Annotated in this window: 18 protein-coding genes; 7 read left to right on the top strand and 11 right to left on the bottom strand. The window is 59.5% G+C overall.

From position 1 onward, the window contains the following. Positions 1–27 precede the first annotated feature (27 nt). Positions 28–1,740 carry a methyl-accepting chemotaxis protein gene (locus LRL22_RS00880; RefSeq protein WP_075115480.1) on the bottom strand — a complete coding sequence of 571 codons (1,713 nt, stop codon included), beginning with the start codon at positions 1,738–1,740 and terminating at the stop codon, positions 28–30. Positions 1,741–1,962: 222 nt separating this feature from the next. Then, positions 1,963–3,813, bottom strand: a complete 1,851-nt coding sequence (locus tag LRL22_RS00885; RefSeq protein WP_270904486.1) for a hybrid-cluster NAD(P)-dependent oxidoreductase — start codon at positions 3,811–3,813, stop codon at positions 1,963–1,965. A gap of 77 nt (positions 3,814–3,890) precedes the next feature. Here LRL22_RS00885 and LRL22_RS00890 point away from each other — a divergent pair, with 77 nt between their 5' ends. The 6 genes from LRL22_RS00890 (at position 3,891) to yciA (ending at position 12,774) form a co-directional block, all read left to right on the top strand. Beyond that, positions 3,891–4,643, top strand: a complete 753-nt coding sequence (locus LRL22_RS00890) for a substrate-binding periplasmic protein (protein WP_270904487.1) — start codon at positions 3,891–3,893, stop codon at positions 4,641–4,643. Between the two features lie 176 nt (positions 4,644–4,819). Then, a complete protein-coding gene (locus LRL22_RS00895) occupies positions 4,820–6,466 on the top strand; it encodes an NAD(P)-binding protein (protein WP_270904488.1) in 1,647 nt (548 codons plus the stop codon). Continuing rightward, positions 6,463–10,038: a pyruvate:ferredoxin (flavodoxin) oxidoreductase gene (gene nifJ / locus LRL22_RS00900; protein ID WP_270904489.1), complete on the top strand. Its 3,576-nt coding sequence runs from the start codon at positions 6,463–6,465 to the stop codon at positions 10,036–10,038. The genes LRL22_RS00895 and nifJ overlap by 4 nt, the downstream gene beginning before the upstream one ends. A 250-nt stretch (positions 10,039–10,288) precedes the next feature. Continuing rightward, positions 10,289–11,203, top strand: a complete 915-nt coding sequence (locus LRL22_RS00905) for a hypothetical protein (RefSeq protein ID WP_270904490.1) — start codon at positions 10,289–10,291, stop codon at positions 11,201–11,203. Between the two features lie 258 nt (positions 11,204–11,461). After that, positions 11,462–12,310 carry an NAD-dependent epimerase/dehydratase family protein gene (locus LRL22_RS00910; protein WP_270904491.1) on the top strand — a complete coding sequence of 283 codons (849 nt, stop codon included), beginning with the start codon at positions 11,462–11,464 and terminating at the stop codon, positions 12,308–12,310. A 59-nt stretch (positions 12,311–12,369) separates the two neighbouring features. Next, the gene (gene yciA / locus LRL22_RS00915; protein WP_005337875.1) at positions 12,370–12,774 is read left to right on the top strand and encodes an acyl-CoA thioester hydrolase YciA; all 405 of its coding nucleotides are present in this window, start codon (positions 12,370–12,372) and stop codon (positions 12,772–12,774) included. Here yciA and LRL22_RS00920 read toward each other — a convergent pair whose 3' ends face one another. Next, positions 12,775–12,999: a hypothetical protein gene (locus LRL22_RS00920; protein WP_005344394.1), complete on the bottom strand. Its 225-nt coding sequence runs from the start codon at positions 12,997–12,999 to the stop codon at positions 12,775–12,777. A gap of 107 nt (positions 13,000–13,106) precedes the next feature. Here LRL22_RS00920 and LRL22_RS00925 point away from each other — a divergent pair, with 107 nt between their 5' ends. Continuing rightward, entirely contained in the window at positions 13,107–13,952 is an 846-nt protein-coding gene (locus LRL22_RS00925) for an endonuclease/exonuclease/phosphatase family protein (protein ID WP_270904492.1), read from the top strand. Between the two features lie 103 nt (positions 13,953–14,055). On the opposite strand, the gene LRL22_RS00930 is transcribed toward LRL22_RS00925, so the two are convergent. From LRL22_RS00930 to LRL22_RS00965, 8 genes are all read right to left on the bottom strand, one after another. Beyond that, positions 14,056–14,352 (bottom strand): GrxA family glutaredoxin, encoded by a 297-nt coding sequence (locus LRL22_RS00930; protein WP_224970215.1) that lies wholly within the window; start codon positions 14,350–14,352, stop codon positions 14,056–14,058. Between the two features lie 94 nt (positions 14,353–14,446). Beyond that, positions 14,447–15,886 (bottom strand): D-alanyl-D-alanine carboxypeptidase/D-alanyl-D-alanine endopeptidase, encoded by a 1,440-nt coding sequence (dacB, locus tag LRL22_RS00935; RefSeq protein WP_270904493.1) that lies wholly within the window; start codon positions 15,884–15,886, stop codon positions 14,447–14,449. Between the two features lie 112 nt (positions 15,887–15,998). Further along, positions 15,999–17,759 carry a DEAD/DEAH box helicase gene (locus LRL22_RS00940; RefSeq protein ID WP_270904494.1) on the bottom strand — a complete coding sequence of 587 codons (1,761 nt, stop codon included), beginning with the start codon at positions 17,757–17,759 and terminating at the stop codon, positions 15,999–16,001. Positions 17,760–17,862: 103 nt separating this feature from the next. Beyond that, positions 17,863–18,900: an HlyD family secretion protein gene (locus LRL22_RS00945; RefSeq protein WP_005344402.1), complete on the bottom strand. Its 1,038-nt coding sequence runs from the start codon at positions 18,898–18,900 to the stop codon at positions 17,863–17,865. Positions 18,901–18,903: 3 nt separating this feature from the next. Next, positions 18,904–19,242: a DUF3302 domain-containing protein gene (locus LRL22_RS00950; protein ID WP_042032410.1), complete on the bottom strand. Its 339-nt coding sequence runs from the start codon at positions 19,240–19,242 to the stop codon at positions 18,904–18,906. A 212-nt stretch (positions 19,243–19,454) separates the two neighbouring features. Next, a complete protein-coding gene (locus LRL22_RS00955; protein ID WP_019445441.1) occupies positions 19,455–20,876 on the bottom strand; it encodes a carbon starvation CstA family protein in 1,422 nt (473 codons plus the stop codon). A 140-nt stretch (positions 20,877–21,016) separates the two neighbouring features. Beyond that, positions 21,017–21,721, bottom strand: coding sequence for a two-component system response regulator BtsR (btsR, locus tag LRL22_RS00960; RefSeq protein ID WP_005350523.1), 705 nt, complete (start codon positions 21,719–21,721; stop codon positions 21,017–21,019). After that, positions 21,718–23,388, bottom strand: coding sequence for a sensor histidine kinase (locus tag LRL22_RS00965; protein WP_113738769.1), 1,671 nt, complete (start codon positions 23,386–23,388; stop codon positions 21,718–21,720). Before LRL22_RS00965 ends, btsR begins: the two co-directional genes overlap by 4 nt. Positions 23,389–23,473 lie beyond the last annotated feature (85 nt).

The raw sequence follows: 23,473 nt of genomic DNA on the forward strand, positions 1-23,473 counted from the left end.
GGCAGCCGTTTTGCTTTTCAGCGTTCTTTAAAGCTTGAAGTGCCCCATCTCCTGGCGCAGCACCCGTGACAGTTGCTTGAGCTTGGCCGCCTCTTGGGATACGTGGCGGGCGGCATCCCCCGACTGCTCCGAGAGGGAGGTGATGTTGCCGACGGTCGAGACCACCTCGTTGGCGGCGGTGGACTGCTCGCGCAGGGTGTGGCTGATCTCCCCCATCAGGCCGGTGAGGTTGGAGGCGTGGCTCTGGATGCTGGCGATCGCCTCGCCGGTCTGGTTAGCCAACGTGACACCGCGAGAGACGTTGTTGACCGTGTTCTCCATGCTGCGGATGGAGGCATCCGCCCCGCTCTGGATCTTGCTGATCATCCCGGTGATCTGCTGGGTTGAGGCTGCCGAGCGACTGGCCAGATTGCGCACCTCGTCGGCCACCACCGCAAAGCCGCGACCCTGTTCACCGGCCCGTGCTGCCTCGATGGCCGCGTTGAGAGCCAGCAGGTTGGTCTGATCGGCGATACCGCGGATCACCCCGATGATCTCCGAAATCTGCTGGGTATGGCCGTTGAGCTCGGAGATGGTGCTAGCCGCATCCCCCACTGTGGTGGAGATATTCTCGATGCTGCCAAGCGTCTCTTTAATGACCCCTGATCCCTCCTCCAGGGTATTGGCTGAGACCTTGCTCAGCTCGTCGGCATGGGTGGCGTTGTCGGATAGGTGACTGATGCTCACCACCAGCTCCTCGATGGCGGCGGCCATGGTCTGGGTACTGGTTTGCTGATCGGTGGCAAACTGGGCAGTCTGCTCGGCGATCTGGGCGATGCTGTCAGCAGAGTGGGACAGCTCCTCGGTGGAGTGGGAGACCTTGGCGATGATCCCCTTGAGGGTGGTCTGCATACCGCCGAGCAGACCGATCAGGCTCTCTTTCGATCCTGGCGGCACCTTGATGGGGCGCGAGAAGTCCCCTTCCGCCATCATATGGAGATCGGTCTTGAGCTGTTCGACCGAGGTGCCCACCAGATCGAGCAGGGAGCGGTAGGTGCGCCAGAGGAAGAACATCAACACCAGACCGAGGGCGATAAAGAGATAGCGCAGCATGTCGGTATTGGCGATGGCGCTCTCGACCGCCTCATGGTTGCGCTGCTCCATCATCACGTAGAAGTCATCGATGGGGGACATGATGCGCCCCTTGTTCTGGTGATAGGCCTTGTCATGCATCATGGCGATGGCTTTTTGCTGGTTGGCAACCAGATCGCCATCGGTCTGCTGCACCAGCTTGAAGGCAGCGACCTCGGTGTTGACCAGCGCATCCGAGTTGTTTTTGGCCTCGTTCAGTTTGGCGAGTTCGCCGTCGGTGAAACCGGCATCCTTCATCAGGTCGATCAGGCCACGGCGAACATTGCTGTCGGGGCGGGGATTCTGGCCGTTGGCGGCGACAAAGTCCCAGTAGATACGGTTGTAGCCATCCGGCCTCGGCTGTTCGCCGTTGCGAATGGCCAGGATCCGCATGTACTGCTGCTCGTAGGCTGGATCCTTGGTGATGACGTAGGTGCGCCCGAGTCGGGTCAGATCATCGGAGGATTGGCGCAGCTCATCGGCCAGCAGGTAGGAGACATATTGTTGTCGATAACTCTCTTCCAGTTGTTTACCCGCCCAGCTGTAGGCGAAAAACACCAGTGACAGCAGGATCAGGGTGATGACGGATAGCAGCAGGTTGAGCTGAAAGGCGGGCTTGTTCTGTTCCATGGTATGGGCATCCTTTCCCTATGGCTGAGTGTCGTATGGAGCATCGCCAAGTCAATGGCTGGCAAGGCTTTTTGCTCTGAGAGTATAGGAAGGGAAACTCACAGATGAAGGCGGTGGGGACAAATTAAGGGCGGGTCAGGTGAACAAGTGCAGAAAAAGATGACCGGGGTCAATTCCCCGGTCATCTGGATTGGCGTGAGTTAATGCGGCCCGATCACCCGATCATAGGATTTCAAGCTCGGAGAGCGGCACGGCGCAGCAGGCAAGGATCTTGCCCTCTGCCCGCTCGGCGGCGGTGATGGCGGGGGCGTCGGGGTGATCCACCTCGCCCGAGATCAGCGTCCGTTTGCAACTGCCGCAGATGCCGGCGCGGCAGCTCCATGGCAGCTCTACACCTTGCTTGTTGGCCTGATCCAGCACAGTGCCCTGATTGTTGCCGGTAAAGGCTTGGGCGCCGATACGCAGTTGCACCGCCTGATGGGGGCGGGCCACCGAGAGAATGGCGCCGCCAAAACTCTCCTGTCTGATCCGCGCGGCCGGAACGCCGAGGGCCGCAACTTTGGCGGCAGCATCGGCCATAAAGCCGTGGGGGCCGCAGATAAAGACCTCTTTTTCGGCCAGCCCTTTGACCAGTTGCAGATGCTCATCATTGAGCCGCCCTTGCAGCCCCTGCCAGTGATTGTCCGGCTGGCTCAGGATCAGGGTGAGGGTCATCCCCTGCTGCGCCATGGCGTGCAGTTCGCTGGCGGCGGGAATGTCCGCTTCGCTGCGGCACTGGTGCATAAAGTGAACCTCTTCCAGCTCCCCGCGTAGCACCAGGGTGCGGGCTATCGCCAGCATGGGGGTGACGCCGGAGCCTGCGGAGAGCAACAGGAGGTTGCGCTCGGACCCTAAGTGAAACTCGCCAGCGGGGTTGGCGGCCAGCAGCCGGTCGCCCACCTGCAACTGCTGGTGCAGCCAGTGGGAGATGCGGCCACCCTCCACCTTCTTGACGCTGATGCTGTAACGCTCCGGGTGATCCGGCGTGGAGCTCAGGGTATAGCGCCGCTGGATCCGTTCATTTTTGATATCGAGACTGATGGGCAGATGCTGGCCCGGCAGGTAGTCGGGCAGGGGCTCGCCATCGGCTGCTTCGAACCAGAAGGTTTCCAGATCCCGCGCCAGCGGTTCGCGGGCCACGCAGACCAGCTCCCGCTTCTTCGGCGCGGCGGCGGGATAGACCACCGGACGGGTGCGCTCCAGCACTTCTATCTCGCTGCATGCCTCAATCCACCCCTCGTTCAGCGCCACCAGATTCTGGCCGAAGTAGACCTCGCCATCCTCGCCACGGCGGTAGCGGGTAAGGGTGGCCAGCGGCTCTTTCAGAGCGTTGAAACGATCGGTGCCCGCTTCCACCGTGGTCATGATGCAGCGGCTGCAGGGCTTGACCACTTTAAATTCCACTTCGCCGATGCGGATGCGCACCCAGCTGTCCTCCTCGAAGGGCTGGGTATTGCTTGCCACCAGATTGGTGCGGAACTGGCTCATCTGGTGCAGCGCATCGGAGCGCAGATTGAGATCCTCAAGGGAGGCCTGGCTTATCAGCAGCAGCGGATAACCGTCCGCAAAGCTGACCCGGGTGCCGGTCTTTTCGCGAAAACGGTCCGAGGTTTCACCCAGCCAGAGCAGTTGAACCGTCTCCCCTGCCACCCGGCTTAGCCAGCCATCGGCTTTGGGGTCGGTGTGCAGGGCGGTGAAGCGGTCGCTCCAGACTCCGGTAGCTTGCGGGGCTCGGCTGAAGTCGGCCTCTTGCAGGGTGAGCGGTTCAAAGCCCGGATAGCGCAGTTGCAAGCCACCTTCGATGGGGGTAGCCACGACCTGTTGCAGTTGGGGATGGGTTCGGGCGGTGATAAAGGTGCCGTCCGGTTTGACCACCATGTAGCGGCGATCCCCTGCCAGTCCCTCTTCGGTCACCCGAGCGCGAGCCAGCGGCATACCTGCAGTCGATTTGATGGGGTAGAGGTGAATGCTGTCTAGCCTGGGCATCTTCATATCCTTGTGACGCGGCGCGATCGCCTGGAAAAAGGGGAACATAACGGTTCCCCGACGATCCGGCAATCCTTTCAAGGGGGCGGTCTATAGTTGGGAAAACAGAACAAGAGGGCATCGGGATGAAAATAAGCTGGTTGCTGGCGGGGAGCCTTTTTTGCCACGGGCTCTGGGCGCAGGAGCTGACCCTGACCACGGGAGAGTATCCCCCTTACTGCTCCGAGACGCTGAAATATCAGGGGCTGATCCCTCATGTGGTGAGCGAGGCATTCAAGAGTGAAGGGGTGAGCGTCAAGTTCCAGTTTCTTCCCTGGAAGCGGGCCTTTCGCTTGTCGGAGGAGGGGGTGGTGGATGGCACAGTCCACTGGTATGAGTCGAGCGAGCGGCGCAAAACCCATCTCTACAGCGATCCCATCCTGAGCGAGACCTACGTCTGGTTCTATCTCAAGTCCGATCCGCTGGAATGGCGTGGCTATCAGGATCTGGCGGATCGCAAGCTGGCTGCGGTCAGTGGCTATACCTACAATTCAGATTTTTTTGCAGCCATCACGCAAGTGCCGCTGCAGGTGCAGTTCGTCACCCGGCTGCGCCAGAGCTTTGATCTGCTGCTCTCCGGCCGCGCCGACCTGACCCTGGAGAACATCGATGTCGGCTACTACTCCCTGCGTCAGTTCTACCCGGCCAGCACGGTCGATCTTTTTGCAACTCATTCAAAACCCGTGATGAAAGTTGAAGGTCACCTGTTGATCAGTCGCAAGCGCGCCAACGCTGACGAACTGATCAAAACCTTCAATCGGGGGCTCGCCAAACTGAAAGCCAGCGGTCAGCTGGAGAAGATGTTACTTGAGTCACGTTCTGGTCTCTATGAACCATAAAGTGCAACATTTTTTGATCCTGATTCGCTAATCAGTACAAAAAAGCGGCCATTATCGACTCAGTTCCCAGTTTCTAACGCTTTCGCTTCTTCCCCATCCGGCCACCGTCCGCTTCGGCTACACGGTATCAAGCGCCATCGGGTGGGGCCTGTCACACAAAAAGAAGAAAGCAATGTATGAGCAAACAACTGGACATGACCCCATTGCCGGATCTCTCCCTGAAAACGGGAACAGGCCCGGTGCGTACTCGGCTACCCGTTTGGCGGCCAGCCCTGCCACCCTGCAATCACGCCTGCCCGGCCGGAGAAAATATCCAGGCCTGGCTCTCTTTGGCGCAGGCCGGCCGTTTTGAGGCAGCCTGGCAGACCCTGATCGAAGAGAACCCCTTGCCCGCCATTCATGGCCGGGTCTGCTATCACCCCTGCGAGAGTGCCTGCAACCGCGGGCAGGTGGATGAATCCGTCTCCATCCATGCCATCGAGCGTTTCCTCGGCGACGAAGCGTTGGCCCGTGGTTGGCAGCCTGCGCCACCTGCCCCTGCTAGCGGCAAGAAGGTGCTGGTCATTGGCGCTGGCCCCTCCGGTCTCTCCTGCGCCTGGCACCTCAACCGGCTCGGCCATCAGGTGGAGATCCGCGAAGCGGGGCCGCTTGCTGGCGGCATGCTGCGTTTCGGTATTCCCGCCTACCGTTTGCCCCGCGATGTGCTGGAGCGGGAGGTAGCCCGCATCGTGGCGGCCGGGGTGACCCTGACCCTCAACCACAAGGTGGAGGATGTGCTGCGCGAGCGCGACGAGGGGGGCTTTGATGCCGTCTTTATGGCCATCGGCGCCCATCTGGCCAAGCGGGTCGATATTCCGGCCCGTGAAGCGGGCAAGATCCTCGATGCGGTGAGTTTCCTCGAACAGGCCAGTCTGGCCGAAGAACAGGGCTTGCCGCCCCCTAAACTGGGACGGCGGGTAGCGATTTATGGGGGTGGCAACACCGCCATGGACGCAGCCCGCACTGCTCGTCGCCTCGGGGTGGAAGAGGCGATGATCATCTACCGCCGCGACCGGGATCATATGCCTGCCCACGCCTTTGAAGCCGACGAGGCCGAGGAGGAGGGGATCAAGATCAACTGGCTGCGCAGCATCCGCCAGCTCGATAGCACCAATATCGAAGTGGAGGTGATGGCGCTGGATGCCGAGGGCAAGCCGGTGCCCACCGGCAAGTTTGAAACCCTCGAAGCAGACTCCCTTATTCTGGCGCTCGGTCAGGAGGTCGACCTCTCGGTGCTGGAGAGCATCCCCGGCGTGCGGGTCAACAAGGAGGGAGTGGTGCAGGTGGCGGGTAACCTGATGACGGATGTGCCGGGGCTATTTGCGGGCGGCGACATGGTGCCCTCCGAGCGCACCGTTACCATTGCCACCGGCCACGGCAAGAAGGCGGCACGTCATATGGATGCCTGGTTGCGCGGTCGCCACTACCACAAACCGCTCTCCTACCCGCTGGTGGGGCCCGAGCAGTTGCAGCTCTGGTTCCAGACCCACGCCCCGGCCAGCAGTCAGCCGGTCAAACCGGCGTGGGCGCGAGATGACTTTGGCGAGATCATCGGCGGGCTGGATGAGGTGGCCGCCCGCTACGAGGCGGCGCGCTGCTACTCCTGCGGCAACTGCTTCGAGTGTGACGGCTGCTATGGCAGCTGCCCCGAGCAGGCCATCGCCAAGCTGGGGCCGGGCAAGGGGTATCAGGTGGATGCCGAGCGCTGCACCGGCTGCGGTGCCTGTCACGACCAGTGCCCTTGTCACGCCATCGAGCTGCGCCAACCGGAGGAGTCCCAATGAAACATGAACTGATCATGGTCGACGGCAACGAAGCCGCGGCCCGGGTGGCCTACCAGCTGAGCGAAGTGTGTGCCATCTACCCCATTACCCCGAGCTCGACCATGGCCGAACTGGCCGATGCCTGGGCGGCGGAGGGGCAGACCAACCTGTGGGGCAACATTCCCACAGTGGTGGAGATGCAAAGCGAAGGGGGGGCGGCCGGCACGGTACACGGCGCCCTGCAGGCGGGGGCGCTCGCCACCACCTTCACCGCCAGTCAGGGGCTGATGCTGATGCTGCCCAACATGTACAAGATCGCCGGTGAACTGACCTCGGCGGTGTTTCATGTGGCGGCCCGCTCGCTGGCGGCGCAGGGGCTGTCGATTTTTGGCGACCATCAGGACGTGATGGCGGCGCGCAGCACCGGTTTTGCCATGCTTGCCTCCGGCTCGGTGCAGGAGGCGCAGGACTTGGCCTTGGTCGCCCACAGCGTCACCCTGCAGTGCCGGGTGCCCTTTATCCACTTCTTCGACGGCTTTCGTACCTCCCACGAGGTGAACAAGATCACCGCCCTGCATCGGGATGAAATTCGCGCCCTTATCGACAACGACTGGGTGCGCGCCCACCGTGCCCGGGCCCTCAACCCGGATCATCCGGTGATGCGCGGCACCGCCCAGAACCCGGACACCTATTTCCAGTCCCGCGAGAGCGTCAACCCCTTCTACGAAGCGGTACCGGCGCGGGTGCAGCAGTGCATGGACAATCTCGGCGAGCTGACCGGCCGCCACTATCGGCTGGTGGAGTATCACGGCGCGCCTGATGCCACCGACGTCATCGTGCTGATGGGCTCGGGGGCGGCTACCGCCCGCACCACTGTGGATTGGCTCAACCAACAGGATCGCAAGACCGGGGTCTTGGTTGTGCGCCTCTATCGCCCCTTCTCGGCACAGGCGCTGCTCGATGCGCTGCCGCAGAGCGTGCGGCGCATGGCGGTGCTGGATCGCACCAAGGAGCCGGGGGCAGGTGGCGAGCCGCTGCTGCTGGATGTGCAGAGCGCGCTGATCGACGGCTTGCAGCGCGGCCTTATCAAGCGGCTGCCCTGGCTCAGTGGCGGCCGCTATGGTCTCTCTTCCAAAGAGTTCACCCCCGCCATGTGCGCGGCGGTATTCGAGGAGCTGGCATCCGATGCGCCGCGCCCGCGCTTTACCGTGGGGATCGTCGATGATGTGTCGGGCCTCAGCCTGGCATGGCACCCCATCGGCGATCTGGAGCCCGCCAGCCGGGTGCGGGCGCTCTTCTTCGGCCTTGGTGCCGACGGCACGGTGGGCGCCAACAAGAACAGCATCAAGATCATCGGCGAGCTGGAGGGCTTCCACGCCCAGGGCTACTTCGTCTACGACTCCAAGAAGTCGGGCTCGCGCACCGTCTCCCACCTGCGCTTTGGCCCCGAGCCCATCGATGCCCCCTGGCTTATCGAGCAGGCGAGCTTTATCGGCTGCCACCAGTGGGGTTTTGTCGAGTCGGTCGATCTGCTGGAGCATGCCGCCGAAGGGGCGACCCTGCTGCTCAATGCTCCCTATGAGCCTGAGCAGGTCTGGGCCGAGCTGCCCGAGCGGCTGCGTGCCCGTATTCGCACCCTCGATATCCGCCTCTACTGCATCGACGGCGATCGGGTGGCCGAGCGTAACGGTATGGGCAATCGCATCAACACCATCATGCAGACCTGCTTCTTCGCGTTGGCTGGCATCTTGCCGCGGGATGAGGCGATTGCACTGATCAAGGAGAGCATCGAGAAGAGCTATGCCCGCAAGGGGCCCGAAGTGGTCGAGCGCAACTTCGCGGCGGTGGATGACACCCTGGCCCACCTCCATCAGGTGGTCATCCCGGCCGGTGAGGAGCAGATCAGCGACTATCCGCTGCCATTGGCTCCCGGCGGCAGCGAGTTTGTCCAGCGGGTCACTGGCGAGATGCTGGCGGGGCGCGGCGATCTGATCCCCGTCTCCATGCTGCCGGTGGATGGCACTTACCCCACCGCCACCAGCCGCTTCGAGAAGCGCGATATAGCCCGCGAGATCCCGATCTGGCATTCGGATATCTGCATCCAGTGCGGCAACTGCGTCTTTGTCTGCCCCCACGCGGCGCTGCGGGCCAAGTTCTACCATCAGGACTGGCTGGCGACCGCCCCCGAGGCAGCGCAGTCGGTGCCCGTCACCGCCAAGGGCTTCCCCGACAGCCGCTACACCCTGCAACTCTATCCGGAGGATTGCACCGGCTGCGGTCAGTGCGTGCAGGCCTGTCCGGTGCGGGCCGGGGCCGATGAGGAACACGAGGGCGAGCGAGCCATCACCATGATGGATAAGGCGCCGCATCTGGCTGGCCAGAAGCAGGCGCTGCGCTGGTTCGAGAGCCTGCCCTGGCCTGCCCGCGAGCGGGTGGATTTCTCCACCGTGCGCGGTGCCCAGTTCCTCGAACCCCTGTTCGAGTTCTCCGGCGCCTGCGCTGGTTGTGGCGAGACCCCGTACCTCAAGCTGCTGACCCAGTTGTTTGGCGATCGCATGCTGGTGGCCAACGCCACCGGTTGCTCCTCCATCTACGGCGGCAACCTGCCGACCACGCCGTGGGCCAAGAACGGCGAAGGGAAGGGGCCGGCTTGGTCCAACTCCCTGTTCGAGGACAACGCCGAGTTTGGCTTTGGCTTCCGTCTCACCGCCGATCAGCATCACGGTCAGGCGGTAGGGGCCTTGCAGGCGATGAAGGGCGAGTTGGGCGCAGAGCTGGTCGAGTCGCTTATCAACGCTCCGCAGCGGCTGGAGTCGGAGATCCGTGCCCAGCGGACCCGGGTGGCGCAAGTGCGGGAGCGGTTGGAAGAGGTGAAATCCGGCAAGGCTCGCGAGCTGCTGTCGCTTATCGATCAGCTGGTGCGCCGTTCGGTCTGGATCATCGGCGGCGATGGCTGGGCCTATGACATCGGCTCGGCGGGGCTCGATCATGTGCTCGCCTCCGGACGCGATGTGAACGTGCTGGTGATGGATACCGAGGTCTACTCCAACACTGGCGGTCAGATGTCGAAATCGACCCCGCTCGGTGCCGTCGCCAAGTTCGCGGCGGGGGGCAAGACGCTGGCCAAGAAGGATGTGGCGTTGCAGGCCATCTCCTACGGCAATGTCTATGTTGCCCGCATCGCCTTTGGTGCCAATCCGCAGCAGGCGCTGCAGGCCTTGCGTGAGGCCGAGGCCTATCCGGGCCCGTCGCTTATCATCGCCTACAGCCACTGTATCGCCCACGGCATCGATATGGAGTTTGGCCTGACCCAGCAAAAGCGGGCCGTGGCTTCCGGTCACTGGCCGCTGATGCGCTACAACCCGGTACTGCGCAGCGCGGGGCAGAATCCCTTCAGTCTCGACAGTCTGCGTCCCTCCATCCCCCTTGCTGAATATCGGCAGGAGGAGACCCGTTATCGGGTGCTGGCCCAGAGCCATCCGGAGGAGGCCGAACGGCTGATGCAGGTGGCACAAAAAGTGGCGTGGCAGAAGTGGGCCACCTACGAGGAGATGGCCACCCGCGAGGCCAGCCAGTTCCATCCGCCGGTGTGAGGATTAGGTGAGTAAAATATAACCAAGCGGGCCATTGGCCCGCTTTTTTGTATCGAGGATCATGAGGTGTCTTTAGACAGAACAACTCTATAGCAAGGTTTACTCTATTATCTTATAACTATTAGATTGCAATATATTTTAGATATCACAAATATGTGAGGTGGCACAGAGAAAAATATATTAAAGGATAATACCCTGCAATAATGGTTGTTTGAAATGACAAATTATTAACATGGAGTTTAATTTTACAATGTCTAATAATAAGATACCCTTTGGTTTGAGAGACGGTGTTTTAGTCGAGGTTTCAGAAGTGAAATCTGGGCTTGCTTGTGGTTGTGTATGTCCTTCTTGCCATGGGAAATTACAGGCGAATAAAGGACAAAAAGTTTCACATTACTTTTCTCATGATCCATCCAATACAACTAAAACAACGAAGGCGTGTGAGTCAGCTTTTGAAACATCAATTCATTTAATGGCCAAACAAATTTTAAGCGAAGAGGGGGTTTCAAAATTCCCAAAGCTATCAGTAAAAGTCACCCAAACGGATAAACTTGGAAATTCTCATGAAGAAACGTGTGTGGTAACTGAAGAATCATTAATGAAATTTAGTCATGTGAAGTTAGAACAACAATTGAGTGTTATCAGGCCTGATATAATTGCTTATAACAATTCAACTCCTTATCTAATTGAAATTGCAGTAACACACTTTGTGGATAATGAGAAACTGAAATGGATTAGGGCGAATGAAATGTATGCAATTGAAATTGACTTATCTAAGGTGACTTATACAACAACGAAAGATGCTCTAAAGCAATTGATTATTGAAAACGTAGCCAATAAAAAGTGGCTATCTTATCCTGAAGCCCATGCAAAGAAGTCTGAATTAAAGGTGAAGTTAGATGAAAGAGTGAGGGTTATTAATGAAAACATTGATGAGGTTAAGCTGAAAAATAAAGTTGCTAGCTATATTGATGTCGTAGTGCCTCAGAAGAAGAAAGTGACTTCTGGCTATGATAATAAAACTAAAAATATAAAGGAATCTGATCCTAGGTGGTTTTTATGTGAGGCGTGTCGCCATGTATTCAAAGTGGCGTTAAAGGATGCGCCATACACAATAAAAAACATCCCATGTCCAGAGTGTGAACATGCTGTCTCAGCTAGATAAAAAGTTGTGAATATGAAATAGTCGGATTTTTATTCGTGCTGGGTAATTTGAAAATTGTGCTGTGTTCATAGCTAGTTATGAAGAAAGGCTAGCGTTCTGTGGGGCTGGCCAAGAAAGAATATTGAGAAAATATAACGTCCCTAACGTAATGATATGTTGTTGTCTTGGCAGCATTTATTTATCCGCAGGTTAAGGCTTCCCTTTCCTGCCAAGGCAGGTAAGCTGCGGGGCAAATAGCGTCAAGCAGGAGAAGGGACCATGACAGAACAACATATCGCCGGGACGATCGGCATTCTGGGGGCGGGTTGGCTGGGGCTGCCGCTGGCGCGAGCCCTGCTGGCGGCTGGCAAGCAGGTGGCGGTGACGGTCAGTAGCGCCGAGAAGGCGGCCCGTCTGCAGGGGGAGGGGATCGCTGCCTATCCGCTGACCATCTCTGCCAACATGGGTTCTGCCGAGATGCCCGTCGCTGATAAAAAAGAACTGTGGCCCATCCCCTGCGAATCGCTGGTTATTTGCGTACCGCCCAGCAAGACCGATGACTATCCGCAGGCAGTGGCAAGGGCCTGCCAGCTTGCCAAAGCAAGTGGCACTCGGCGAGTGCTGTTTGTCAGTGCCACCTCAGTGTGGGGTGCAGGGCAGCAGGAGGGGGAAGAACCGCAACCCCGCCATGCCCGTGGCGAGCGGATGCTTGCGGCGGAGCAAGCGGTGCTGGCGGCCGGTTTCGAGGCGGTGATGATAGTGCGCCCCTCCGGCCTTTATGGTCCGGATCGCCATCCCGGCCGTTTTCTGGCGGGCAAGACCCTGGATGGCGGCGCCCAGTCGGTCAATCTGGTCCATCTGGACGATGTGGTGGCGGCTTGTATGTTGCTGCTGGAGCGGGGCAAGGATGGGGACGTCTTCAACCTGAGCGCACCGGTGCATCCGCGCCGCGAGCAGTTCTACCCCTTTGCGGCGCGCCAGCAGGGGCTGCCCGTGCCGGTCTTTATCGAGCCTGCCGGTGAATTTCAGCCCATCGACGGTCAGCTGATTTGCCAGCAGATGGGATTCAACTATCGCTGGCCCGATCCGGCCCACTGGTTTGCCGAGCTCGCCGCCTCGGGCAATTGAGGTTTGCCAAGGGGGTGATCGCCCCCTATCATGCCGCCATCCATGAGAGAGAGGCGGTAATGATGGTAGATACAAAACGTCACCCCGATGGGGAGTTGTTGCTGAGAACCCTGGCAATGCCAGCCGATACCAACCCCAATGGCGACATCTTTGGTGGCTGGATCATGTCCCAGATGGATATAGGTGGGGGCATTATGGCCAAGGAGCTGGCAAAAGGACGTATTTGTACCGTATCCGTCGAAGGTATGACCTTTCACAGTCCGGTCAAGGTGGGCGATGTGGTCTGCTGCTACGGCCGCTGCATGAAGATCGGCCGCAGCTCCATGAAGCTCAAGCTGGAGGTGTGGGTCAAGCCGGTACTGCGGGAAAACGATGCCCAGCGCTACTGCGTGACCGAGGGGATCTTCACCTATGTCGCCATCGACGAACAGGGCAAATCCCGCCCGGTTCCGGTGAGTGCCTGATTAAATCAGCCGGGCATTGATGATGGATATTTCCTGCTCAAGCCCGGTTTTTTGCCGTATCATGCGTTCCAGCATCTCTTCCGAGCCCACATATTGCAGGGTGTCGAACAGGCAGAGATCGCATTGAGGGTCCCGTCTTATCTGATAGACGGTGGACAGCTCCACTTGATGACAATTTCCTTGTTGATCATAAAACGTCACGTTGTACCGAAGTTCTTTCGCCATGAGACAAGGTCCTTCTGGTTGGGTGGAACAGGGACTATCAGCTTAGTCGGCGTGGATGACGTTTGTGATGGTCGCAACAAAAAGCAAAGGCGGGCGGTTGTTAGCCAATGAAAAATAGTTATCGCATTCTTGGCACCTCCCTGCTGACCCTGGGGTTGGTAGGCTGTTTTGAGGTGCCGGATCAGAACCATCTGGTCACAGCTCAAGGGATTGTGCCGGGACTCGACTGCCAGCGTCCGCCGCTGGTAGCGTTGGCGACCACGGCGCTGCCCCGTGAGTTCGGGGTGACGGTGTGGAATCTCTACAAGGGTCAGCGCAAAAACTGGCGCGAAGGGATGGACAGTTATGCCAAGGGGCAGGATCTGGTGCTGCTGCAAGAGTCGGCCACCCGTCCCGATATGCTCGAGTGGCTGCGGGCCGGTGATTTCCAGTGGCAACAGCTGCAAGCCTTCACCCAGGGCGGCGTCTCGTTTGGGGTGATGACGGTGGCCAAGACCCCGCAGGCGTTCGTCTGTGGTGTGCGCTCCCCCGAGCCCTTGCTGCGCATCCCCAAATCCGGGCTGGTGAGCCTCTATCCGCTGCAGGGCGATCCTGACGGCGTCATGGTCATCAATATCCATGCGGTCAACTTCGAACTGGGGATGGCGACCTTCCGCGAGCAGCTCAACGACCTGACTGCCTTGGTGCGCCGCCATCAGGGGCCGGTGATCTTGGCCGGTGATTTCAATACTTGGAGCGACAAACGTCAGTTCTGGCTGAACAAGCTGGTGGACGAGCTGGGTCTGCAAGAGGCCGTGCCGGTGCCTGATTTGCGCCGCACCGCCTTCGGCCGCCCGCTGGATCACCTCTACTACCGCAATCTGGACCTGGTTGAGGTGAGTTCACCGGCGACCGATTCCTCAGATCACAACCCCATCATCGCGCGCTTTGCCGCCCAGTCTGTGACTCCCTGATCGGGGATGATGTGTGCGTGTTGCCCATAAAAAATCCGGCGCCTGATGGCGCCGGATTTTTTTACGCTCTGGCGGTCAACCCGTTCGGGATGACCCGCAGGCATTACTGGTAGAGACCCAGATTCGCTTTGGCGTAGGCTTCGAAATCGGTGCAGCCACCGATGTGCTGCTCGTCCAGGAAGATCTGCGGCACGGTATTGACCGGCTTGCCGGCGCTCTTGGCCAGATCTTCTTTGGTGATCCCTTCGGCATGGATATCCACGTAGCGGAATTTGAAGTCATCGCGCTGTTCGGTCAGCTGCTCGGCGATCTGTACGGCACGGACACAGTAGGGGCAACCCGGGCGACCAAAAATCACTGCAAACATATTTTCTCTCCGTTTTTTAAGCCGTTTTTGTATGGCCGTTGATATGAGGCAGGCAACAGCATAGCCCTGCCTCGTGGCGACTTGAAGCCGAAATTATCGATACCGTGATTCGAGTGGGCCTATTGGCTCAGCTCTCATCGGCGATCTGGATCGGCTGCTGCTGATAGATGCTCTCCAGCACCCCCTTCTCGAACACAGTCCAGGGCCACGGCGCCTTGCTGGCGCGGTAGCGCTCATGGGTGGCCGGATCTTGGGACAGGCCGCGCTGGAACATCACGAACGCCTTGCGCTGGCCGCCTGCCGTGTCGATAAAGCCCACCAGATTGGAGGTGCCGGTGATGGTGCCGGTCTTGGCGTGGACCTTGTTCTTCATCATGGGAGCGGTGACGCTGCGGCGCCACGCCAGGGTGCCATCCACCTGGGAGCTTGGCAGCAGCTTGATCAGGCCAAGTTCGGCATCATTTTTCTGGATGAAGTTGAGCACCGACATCATCTGACGGGCGCTAATGAGATTGTGAGCGGAGAGACCGGAGCCGTCAGCCAGGGTGGCATTGCCCAGATCGATGCCGTTCTTGGTCAGGATGGCGCGCACCGCCATGGTGCCGCTGCGATAGCTGCCCGGCTTGTTGTAGTAGTGACGGCCCACGGTTTTGAGGAAGGTATCGGCATAGAGGTTGTCCGATTTCTTCAGCATCTTGGCCAGCATCACCGGCAGGGAGACCGAATAGTGGGTGCCGAGGGTCTCAGCCCCTTCAGGGGCCTTGTGGGTGACCCGCAGCAGGCCATCATGCTTGATACCGGCCCGGTTCATCGCCCAGCGGATATTGTCCCAACCCCAGGCCTCCACATCGTGGATGGCGAAACGCAGACCCTGCGGCTCTTTATTCGGGGTGATGCAGCCCTTGAGCTCGTAGAAGTTGCCCTTGGCCATGTCCACTTCCAGTGCGCAGAACTGGCGCGCCATATCGCCATAGCTCATCACCTCCACGTTGTCGGCACCGATGCCGATGGGGACGCCGGTAGCTACATTGCCGACCGCCGGTTTGCCAATCTGGGTGGCAGTGATGGTGCCGTAGGCGCAGTTCTTGTCGATGATGACCGAGGAGACGGGAGCGGCGAAGCAGAGGGTCTGATCCCCCCACGACCAGCCGTTGCCGCGTTCGTAGCCGTTGTAGGCGCCGGTGTTGACGTAGACATTGCCCTTGATGCTGGTGACGCCGAGCTGTTTGAACAGGGCCAGCAGATCCATGCGGGAGAGGGTGGGGTCGCCGACGAAGTTGATCCAGATATCGCCGTTGATGGTGTCACCCTGTTTGGCACCGGGTTGGGCCTGAATATCGGTGGCGAAGCGGAAATCGGCACCCAGCTCGAGGCGAGCTGCCAGCGCGGTGAGCACCTTCATGGTGGAGGCGGGGGCGATCATCTGATCCGCGTGGCGGGCGAACTCGACGCCGTTATTGCCCTGCACTATGATGGCGTACTGGCCACCCTGAGGTGGCGTCAGCGGGGCGGCGTGAGCCGCCAGAGAAGAAAAGAGAGCACAAAAACCAATCAACAGCCGCTGCATAACATCCTCTAACGTGACGAAGGGCCTGGCAGTGGTGCCGACCCTGATAATTCAACCCGCCGATGCGGGATCGACGGGATAACGCAATTCATGCCATGTATGCCGGTCGCCATCATGCCATCGAGTTGGCGGTACGATAGCGGCCCTCATAATCAAAAATTTTCTCTTTTATCTGCCAGAAGCGACCCGATTTGCGGGCGATGACAAAATCCGGATGACGGAACTGGCTTTGCGCGGCCAGCACGCTCGCCAGGGTGGCAAATTCAGGCTCCAGCCCCGGGGCGGGCCAATGATGACGCACAAAGTGCTGTTGAAACAAGCGCCGTGCGCCCGGGGAGTGAAATCCGAAGTATTCGCTGAGGGTCAATCCATCCTCATCGTGATAGGTCACCTCCAGCCGCTCCCCCTGTTTGCCGCGCCCTTCTGTGAGGGTCAGCCCCGCACAGCGGATCACCATGCAATCTTTGAGATTGAGCGCCTCTTTGAGCTTGTCGTCAGGGTCCACCAGCAGCTGATCGCAGCTCTGGCAGCGGCGGGCGGCGATGTCATTCTCCGCACCGCAGCTGGGGCAGATCTTGGCGCGAAAGCGGTAGTCACACTCTTCGCGGTTGCCCTCGTCATCTTCAAACAGCCCCTGACAGCGGCGGCCGTAGTGCTCGATCACCTTGCCATCCTCGTCGGTCTTGCCCCAGAAGGTGTTGGCAAAGCCGCAGGCGGGGCAGGGCACCTGTACCGGTTCGGTACCGGCGTGGGGGCGAGGCTCCCCCACTTCGGGGGCGAACAGGTTGAAGTTGTTGCCCGCATAGTCGAGCACCAGACAATCGCTCTTGCCCGGCGAGAGACGCAGGCCCCGCCCGACGATCTGCTGGTAGAGGGAGACCGACTCGGTGGGCCTGAGCATCACGATAAGATCGACATGAGGGGCATCGAAGCCTGTGGTGAGCACCGCCACGTTGACCAGAAACTTGAGCTCGCGTGCCTTGAAGGCGTTGATGAGGGCATCGCGCTCCGGCCCCGGCGTCTCACCGGTGATAAGGGCCGCCTGCTGGCCTCTGGCGCCAAGCAGGCCGTGAATTTCCCGGGCGTGTTCGACGGTGGCGGAGAAGATCATCACCCCCTGCCGGTCGGAGGCATACTCCAGCACCTGGCTCAGGATATGGGGGGTAACCCGCTCCTGACGCTTGAGCTCGCCGTTGAGATCCGCCTCGCTGAAGAGGCCATTCTCCCGCGGCACCAGCTTGCTGAAGTCGTAGTGGACGATGGGGGCATCCACCATGCGTGGCGGCGTCAGGTAACCGTTTTTCACCATGAAGCGCAGCGGCAGCTCGAACACGCAGTCGCCAAACTGCCGTTCGCCGTGGCTCTTGACCATGCCGTGATAGTGGCGCCGGTAGATCCAGCCCAGCCCCAGCCGATAGGGGGTAGCGGTGAGGCCGAGGATCTTGAGGGCCGGATTGGCGGCCTTGAGGTGGTCGATCACCTGATGGTACTGGCTGTCGTCATCGAGCGAGACCCGGTGGCACTCGTCGATGATGAGCAGCGAGAAGGCGCTGTCGAAGGCCGCCAGATTGCGGGCGACCGACTGCACCGAGCCGAACACCACCTGGGCGCTTGCCTCCTTGCGGGCGAGACCGGCGGCAAAAATGTCGGCCTTGAGCCCCCACGCCTCGTACTTGGCGTGGTTCTGCTCCACCAGCTCCTTGACGTGGGCCAGTACCAGCACCCGTCCGCGCGCCTTGCGGGCCAGTTCGGCGATCACCAGACTCTTGCCGGCCCCGGTGGGCAGCACCACCACGGCGGGATCCGGGTGTTTGCGAAAGTGGCTGATGACGGCGTTGACGGCGTCGGTCTGATAGGGTCTTAGAACGAACATGCAGGTTTGGCGCGGGGCTTGGCAGGATGGCGCCATTATAGGGATCTTGCCGCCAAAAAACAGCGGGCCGACATGATGCCGGCCCGTTGAATACATTGCGTGCTTAGTGGAAGGGGAAGAGGTAATTCATCCAGCTTGCCATGCGCAGCAGCACTTTGCGCATTACAGAAACATGGTGGAAATACTCGGTATAGACAGCGGCTTGTCCGCTGGCACCCGCGATTACCTGATACTTTGCCCATTCGGGGTCGGTAATGGAGATCAGTACCGGCATACGACCCGGACGAATGGCGCTATTCTGGTCAAGCAGCATAGCGTTGGCCTGCACGTTACCGGCGGCAATGGCCGGGATCACGGCGGTCACCTTGCCCTTGAAGATCTTGCCGGGAATACCGTCGATCACCACTTCGGCCTCATCACCCACCGCCAGACGCTGCATGCTGTTCTGCCAGAACCAGCCAACATAGGCAGTCTCATCTTTGTGGATGAAGGTCATCACCGGACGGTACATAAACGGGGTGGCGATCATGCCTGGACGCAGGGCAAGCTGCACCACATGGCCATCGCTCGGGGCATAGACCACGGTCTGGGCCAGCTGGTATTTGGCTTCATCGAGCTGGGCCTGCAAATCTTCCAGCGTGGCGCGTTGCTGATCCATCTGGGCGGCGATCTCGTCTACGCTCGCCTGAGTCACGTCGAGGTCACGCTGCTTGCCGACGCCGCGGCGCATCAGGTCACTGGCGCGATCTCTGTCCAGTTTGGCTGAGCGTAGTCTGGCGTCAATGGACTTGAGTTGATCCTTGTTGGCATCGAGGCGAGCGCTCAGGCTCTCCACTTTCAGTCTGAAAGGCTCGTCATCGAGGCGAAACAGCACATCGCCCTTCTTCACCGGCTGGTTGGCTTGCACCGGCACCTCGACCACCCGGCCCTTGACCAGCGGTACGATAGGGGTAGAGAGGTAGTAGTTGCGCGCCATCTCGGAGTAGGGGTGGTTGTAGTTCATCAGCATGATGAGGGTGCCGATGAGCACCACACCACCCAGCGCGGCAGTCGGAACAGTCCACTTGTTGAGCGGGATGCGGAAGATTTTGAAAATGGCTACACAGAGTGCCGTATAGGTCAGGATCAGTAGCAGGTCCATGATTTATCCCTGTTGCTCTTGCTGTTCGATATGGTTGAGACGGCCCTTCAGTTCAGCCAGCTCTTCTCTGAGGGCCGCGATATCATCTTCATCTTTTTGCAGGCGTTGGTTAAAGCCCCAGCCCCGATCCGGGCGGTAGAGGGTGGCCCAGATCCAGAGGAAAGGCCACAACACGTGCAGCGTAAACAGGCTGACCCAGCCGGCAACATGGATGGCATCCTGATGGGGATGATTGCGATGTTTGGCGATTTCGTAAGGAATATCGTGGATCACGATGATTCCGTAGAAGATGACCAGCGCGACAAAGACGAGCAGGCCAAGGGCAAAGTAATCAAGGAACATGTATAACCTCCACTGGCTTTAAGCACAGCTTTATCATTGATTCATATATTCGGGAAAGCAATTTAAAATCACATATTTATCGTCAGGTCGCACGGAATCTTAAGGGCTTGTGCTGTATAGGAGCTTAAGGGAATAACGAGTTGTTTTATTGGTTCTTTTGTCAATTAAAAAGGGGCCTTTTGGCCCCCTTTTTTACCACCTCAAGTCAGACATCACCCTTCACTGGGATTGCTAACCAGTGGTTGGCGGAACTTCATCAGGAAGGCCACGGTAATGGCCGCAGTTGCAGTCAGGCCGATGATAGTGGAGGTCCCCATCTCCAGCCCGAACCCGATGGGGGCGTTGGCCAGATAGGTGATCACGACAGCAGTCATGAACATGGCGGGAATGGTGCAGATCCAGTGCAGCTTGCCCTCTTTGATGAGGTAGGCAGCCGCAGCCCAAAGCATGATGACGGCGGTGGTCTGGTTGGCCCAGCCGAAGTAGCGCCAGATCACCCCGAATTCAGCCTTGGAGATGATGAAGCCAAGGATAAACATGGGGATGGCGATCAGCAGACGCTTGGCCAGCGGCTTCTGGGTCATCTTCAGGAAGTCCGCCACGATCAGGCGAGCACTGCGAAACGCGGTGTCACCGGAGGTGATGGGCAGGATCACCACGCCGAGGATGGCCAGAATGCCGCCCACGGTGCCGAGCAGGCTGGTGGAGACTTCGTGTACCACGGCTGCCGGGCCGCCGTTGGCCATAGTCGCGTTGAGCGCTTCGGTGCTGTCGTAGAAGGAGAGACCCAGGGTGCACCAGATCAGGGCGATGATCCCTTCACCGATCATTGCACCGTAGAAGATGAAGCGGCCGGATTTCTCGTTTTGCATGCAGCGCGCCATCAGCGGTGACTGGGTGGCGTGGAAGCCCGATACCGCGCCACAGGCGATGGTGATGAAGAGCAGCGGCCACAGCGGCAGTTCGGTCGGGTGCAGGTTGGAGAAGTCCATCCCGGTGTTGTAGAAGCCTTTGCCGGAGGCGATCAGGCCAACGATGAGGCCGACCGACATGAAGACCAGCAGGGCGCCGAAGATGGGATAGAAGCGACCGATGATCTTGTCGATGGGGACTATGGTCGCGAGGATGTAGTAAGCAAAGATTGCCACGATCCAGTAGACCAGATCGGTGGAGGTGAGGTTGGCGAGCAGCCCTGCCGGGCTCAGCACGAATACCACGCCCACCAGCATCAGCAGCACCACGGCAAACAGGTTCATGAAGTGCTTGGCGGCGGTGCCCAGATGCTCACCGACCACGGTTGGCACCGAGGCCCCCTTGGCGCGTACCGACAGCATGCCGGAGAAGTAGTCATGTACCGCACCGGCGAAGATGCAGCCAAAGACGATCCACAGCATGGCGACCGGGCCGTAGAGGGCACCCAGGATGGGGCCGAAGATGGGGCCAACGCCTGCGATGTTGAGCAGTTGAACCAGATAGACTTTCTTGTCCGACATCGGGACATAGTCCACTCCGTCAGCCATGGTGATGGCGGGGGTTTTCAGCTCGGGTTTCGGGCTGAATATCCGTTCGATGAATTTGCCGTATATGAAGTAGCCGGCCACAAGTAAGCCGACACAGAGGAAGAACCAGATCATTGCTACGCTCCTGCATTGTTATTTTTTAGTGTGCAGAGCGAGTCTAAAACGGTTGCGCCTGGCTGGCAGGTGAAACTCCCCGAGCGGCGCTTTGGCGCGCTGAGTGGTCGGCGGCTGTGATCAGGCGCACACTCCGCGGTTCAGTCCAGCCCCAGCTGATCTTTGAGCTCCTTGAGATAGCGACGACTGACCGGCACCCGGGCGCCGCTCGGGGTGACAATCTCTGCCAGCTGGTTATCCAGCAGCCGGATCTCGAAGATGGCGTTGGGGGAGACCAGATACTGGCGGTGACAGCGCAGCAGCGGGCTCTTTTCTTCCAGCGATTTGAGGGTGAGCTGGGTGTGAAACAGCTCGCCCTGACAGGCCACATGGACCCCGCCCAGATCGGAGAAGGCATATTCCACCTGCGCGATGGGCAGCAATCTGACCCGATTGTGCAGATAGCCCGGAATATGTTCGATAGTCGGGGCCAGCCGCTCGATGGGCTGCGGGGAGATATCCTGCTTGAGGCGAGCGAGCGTCTTGGCGAGCCGGGCGGGCTCCACCGGCTTGAGCAGGTAGTCGAAGGCGTTCTCTTCAAATGCCTGAATGGCATATTCGTCAAAGGCGGTGACAAAGACGATGCGGGGCAGGGGGTCGAGCATGGCGACCAGCTCCATGCCGCTCAGCTTGGGCATCTGGATATCGAGGAACACCACGTCGGGCTTGAGGCGTTGAATAAGCGGCAGCGCCTCGATAGCGTTGGCCGCTTCCCCCACGATCTCGATGGCAGGATCGCAGGCCAGCTGCTGCCTCAGCTCCTCGCGGGCGTAGTGTTCGTCATCGACTATCAGGGTGCGGATCATGGTTGCTCCTTGGGGATGGTGAACGACACCCGGGTCCACTGCTCAGGCTCGCAGGCAATAGTCACGCCATAGCGCTCGCCAAAGGCGCTTTTCAGTCGCCGATCGACAATGGTCATGCCCAGACCGTCGCCAGCGGGATGTGCTTGCCAGGTGCCTGCATTATCTTCCACATGGATGGTGACGCTGGCGGGTTGCTCATCGGTATAAAGGCGAATGCGCCCTTGCTCCAGCAGGGTCGAGATGCCGTGCTTGATGGCATTCTCGATCAGCGGTTGCAGGGTGAAGCTGGGCAGTCGCAGTGTGGCCAGATGGGGCGGGATCTCGTTTATCACCGTCAGTCGATCACCAAAGCGAGCCAGCTCGATCTCCAGATAGGATTGGCAGTGCTCCTGCTCCTCCTGCAGGGTCGCAAGGCCGCTCTGGCGTTTGAGGTTCTTGCGAAAGAACAGCGACAGATGCAGCAGCAGATCCCGCGCCTTGTCCGGATCGCGCCGGGTTATGGCACTGATGGTGTTGAGGGTGTTGAACAGAAAGTGGGGGTTGATCTGGGCCTGGATAAGTTTCAACTCGGACTGCACCAGCAGCCGCTGATGCTGCTCCAGCCGACCGGCCAGCAACTGCTGTGACAGCAGGTTGGCAATCCCTTCCCCCAGGGTGTGGTTGATCTTGAGAAACAGCCGCTTCTTCGGCTCGTAGAGCTTGATGGTGCCGATCACTCCTTTGTCCCCCTGCAGCGGGATCACCAGCACCGAGCCCAGCTGGCATGCGGGGGAGAGACTGCAGCGATAGGGCTGACTGTTGCCATCGGCAAACAGCACCTTGTTCTGGGCGATGGCCTGCATGGTGATGGCTGACGCAATGGGGGTACCCGGCAGATGGTGATCTTCGCCGGTGCCGATAAAGGCGAGGATCTGCTCGGTGTCCGTGATGGCGACAGCCCCCACGCCGGTCTCCTCCTGAATGATGCGGGCAATCTTGTTGCTCGCCTCCGGGGTAAAGCCCTGACTCATGATCCCCACTGTGCGGTTGGCGATATTGAGCGCCTTGGCGGAGAAGACCCGGGAGAACTTCTCATACATCCGCTGCTGGTCGCGGATCATGCTGATAAAGAGCGCCGCGCCGCAGGAGTTGGCCAGAATCATCGGGGTGGCGATGGTGCGCACCAGCAGCAGGGATTTGTCGAACGGGGTTGCCACCAGCAGGATGATGACCATCTGCATGATCTCGGCATAGAGAGTGGTAAAGAAGGCGATGCGTGGTTCAAACAGGGCATCCGTTCGCCCCGAGCGCATCAGTCGCCAGTGCACTATGCCACCGAGCAGCCCTTCACAGGTGGTGGAGATGGCACAGGCGAGATCGGTAAATCCCCCTAGGGTATAGCGGTGCAGACCGCCGGTCAGCCCCACCAGAAAGCCCACCAGCGGCCCCCCCAATAATCCCCCCAAGACGGCGCCGACCGCCCGGGTGTTGGCGATGGCATCATCGATATCGAGGCCCACATAGGTGCCGAGGATACAAAAGCTGGAAAAGATGATGTATATCAGTATTTTGTGAGGTAGTCTCACGGAATAGTTGGCAAGCGGGCGCAGCAGCGGGCTTTTCGAGAAGAGATAGGCGATCACCAGGCTGACGCTCATCTGTTGCAGCAAGGAGAGGACCAACTGCATAAAAAACGCTCCTCATAAGCCAGCTGAAAAAATGTTCAGCCCGTGAATAAGTGTGATCAGGATCTTGTTCTGCTGGCCCAACTGG

The sequence above is a fragment of the Aeromonas sp. PI_26 genome, from assembly GCF_027854445.1.
In the GTDB taxonomy this organism is placed as follows: Bacteria; Pseudomonadota; Gammaproteobacteria; order Enterobacterales; family Aeromonadaceae; genus Aeromonas; species Aeromonas veronii.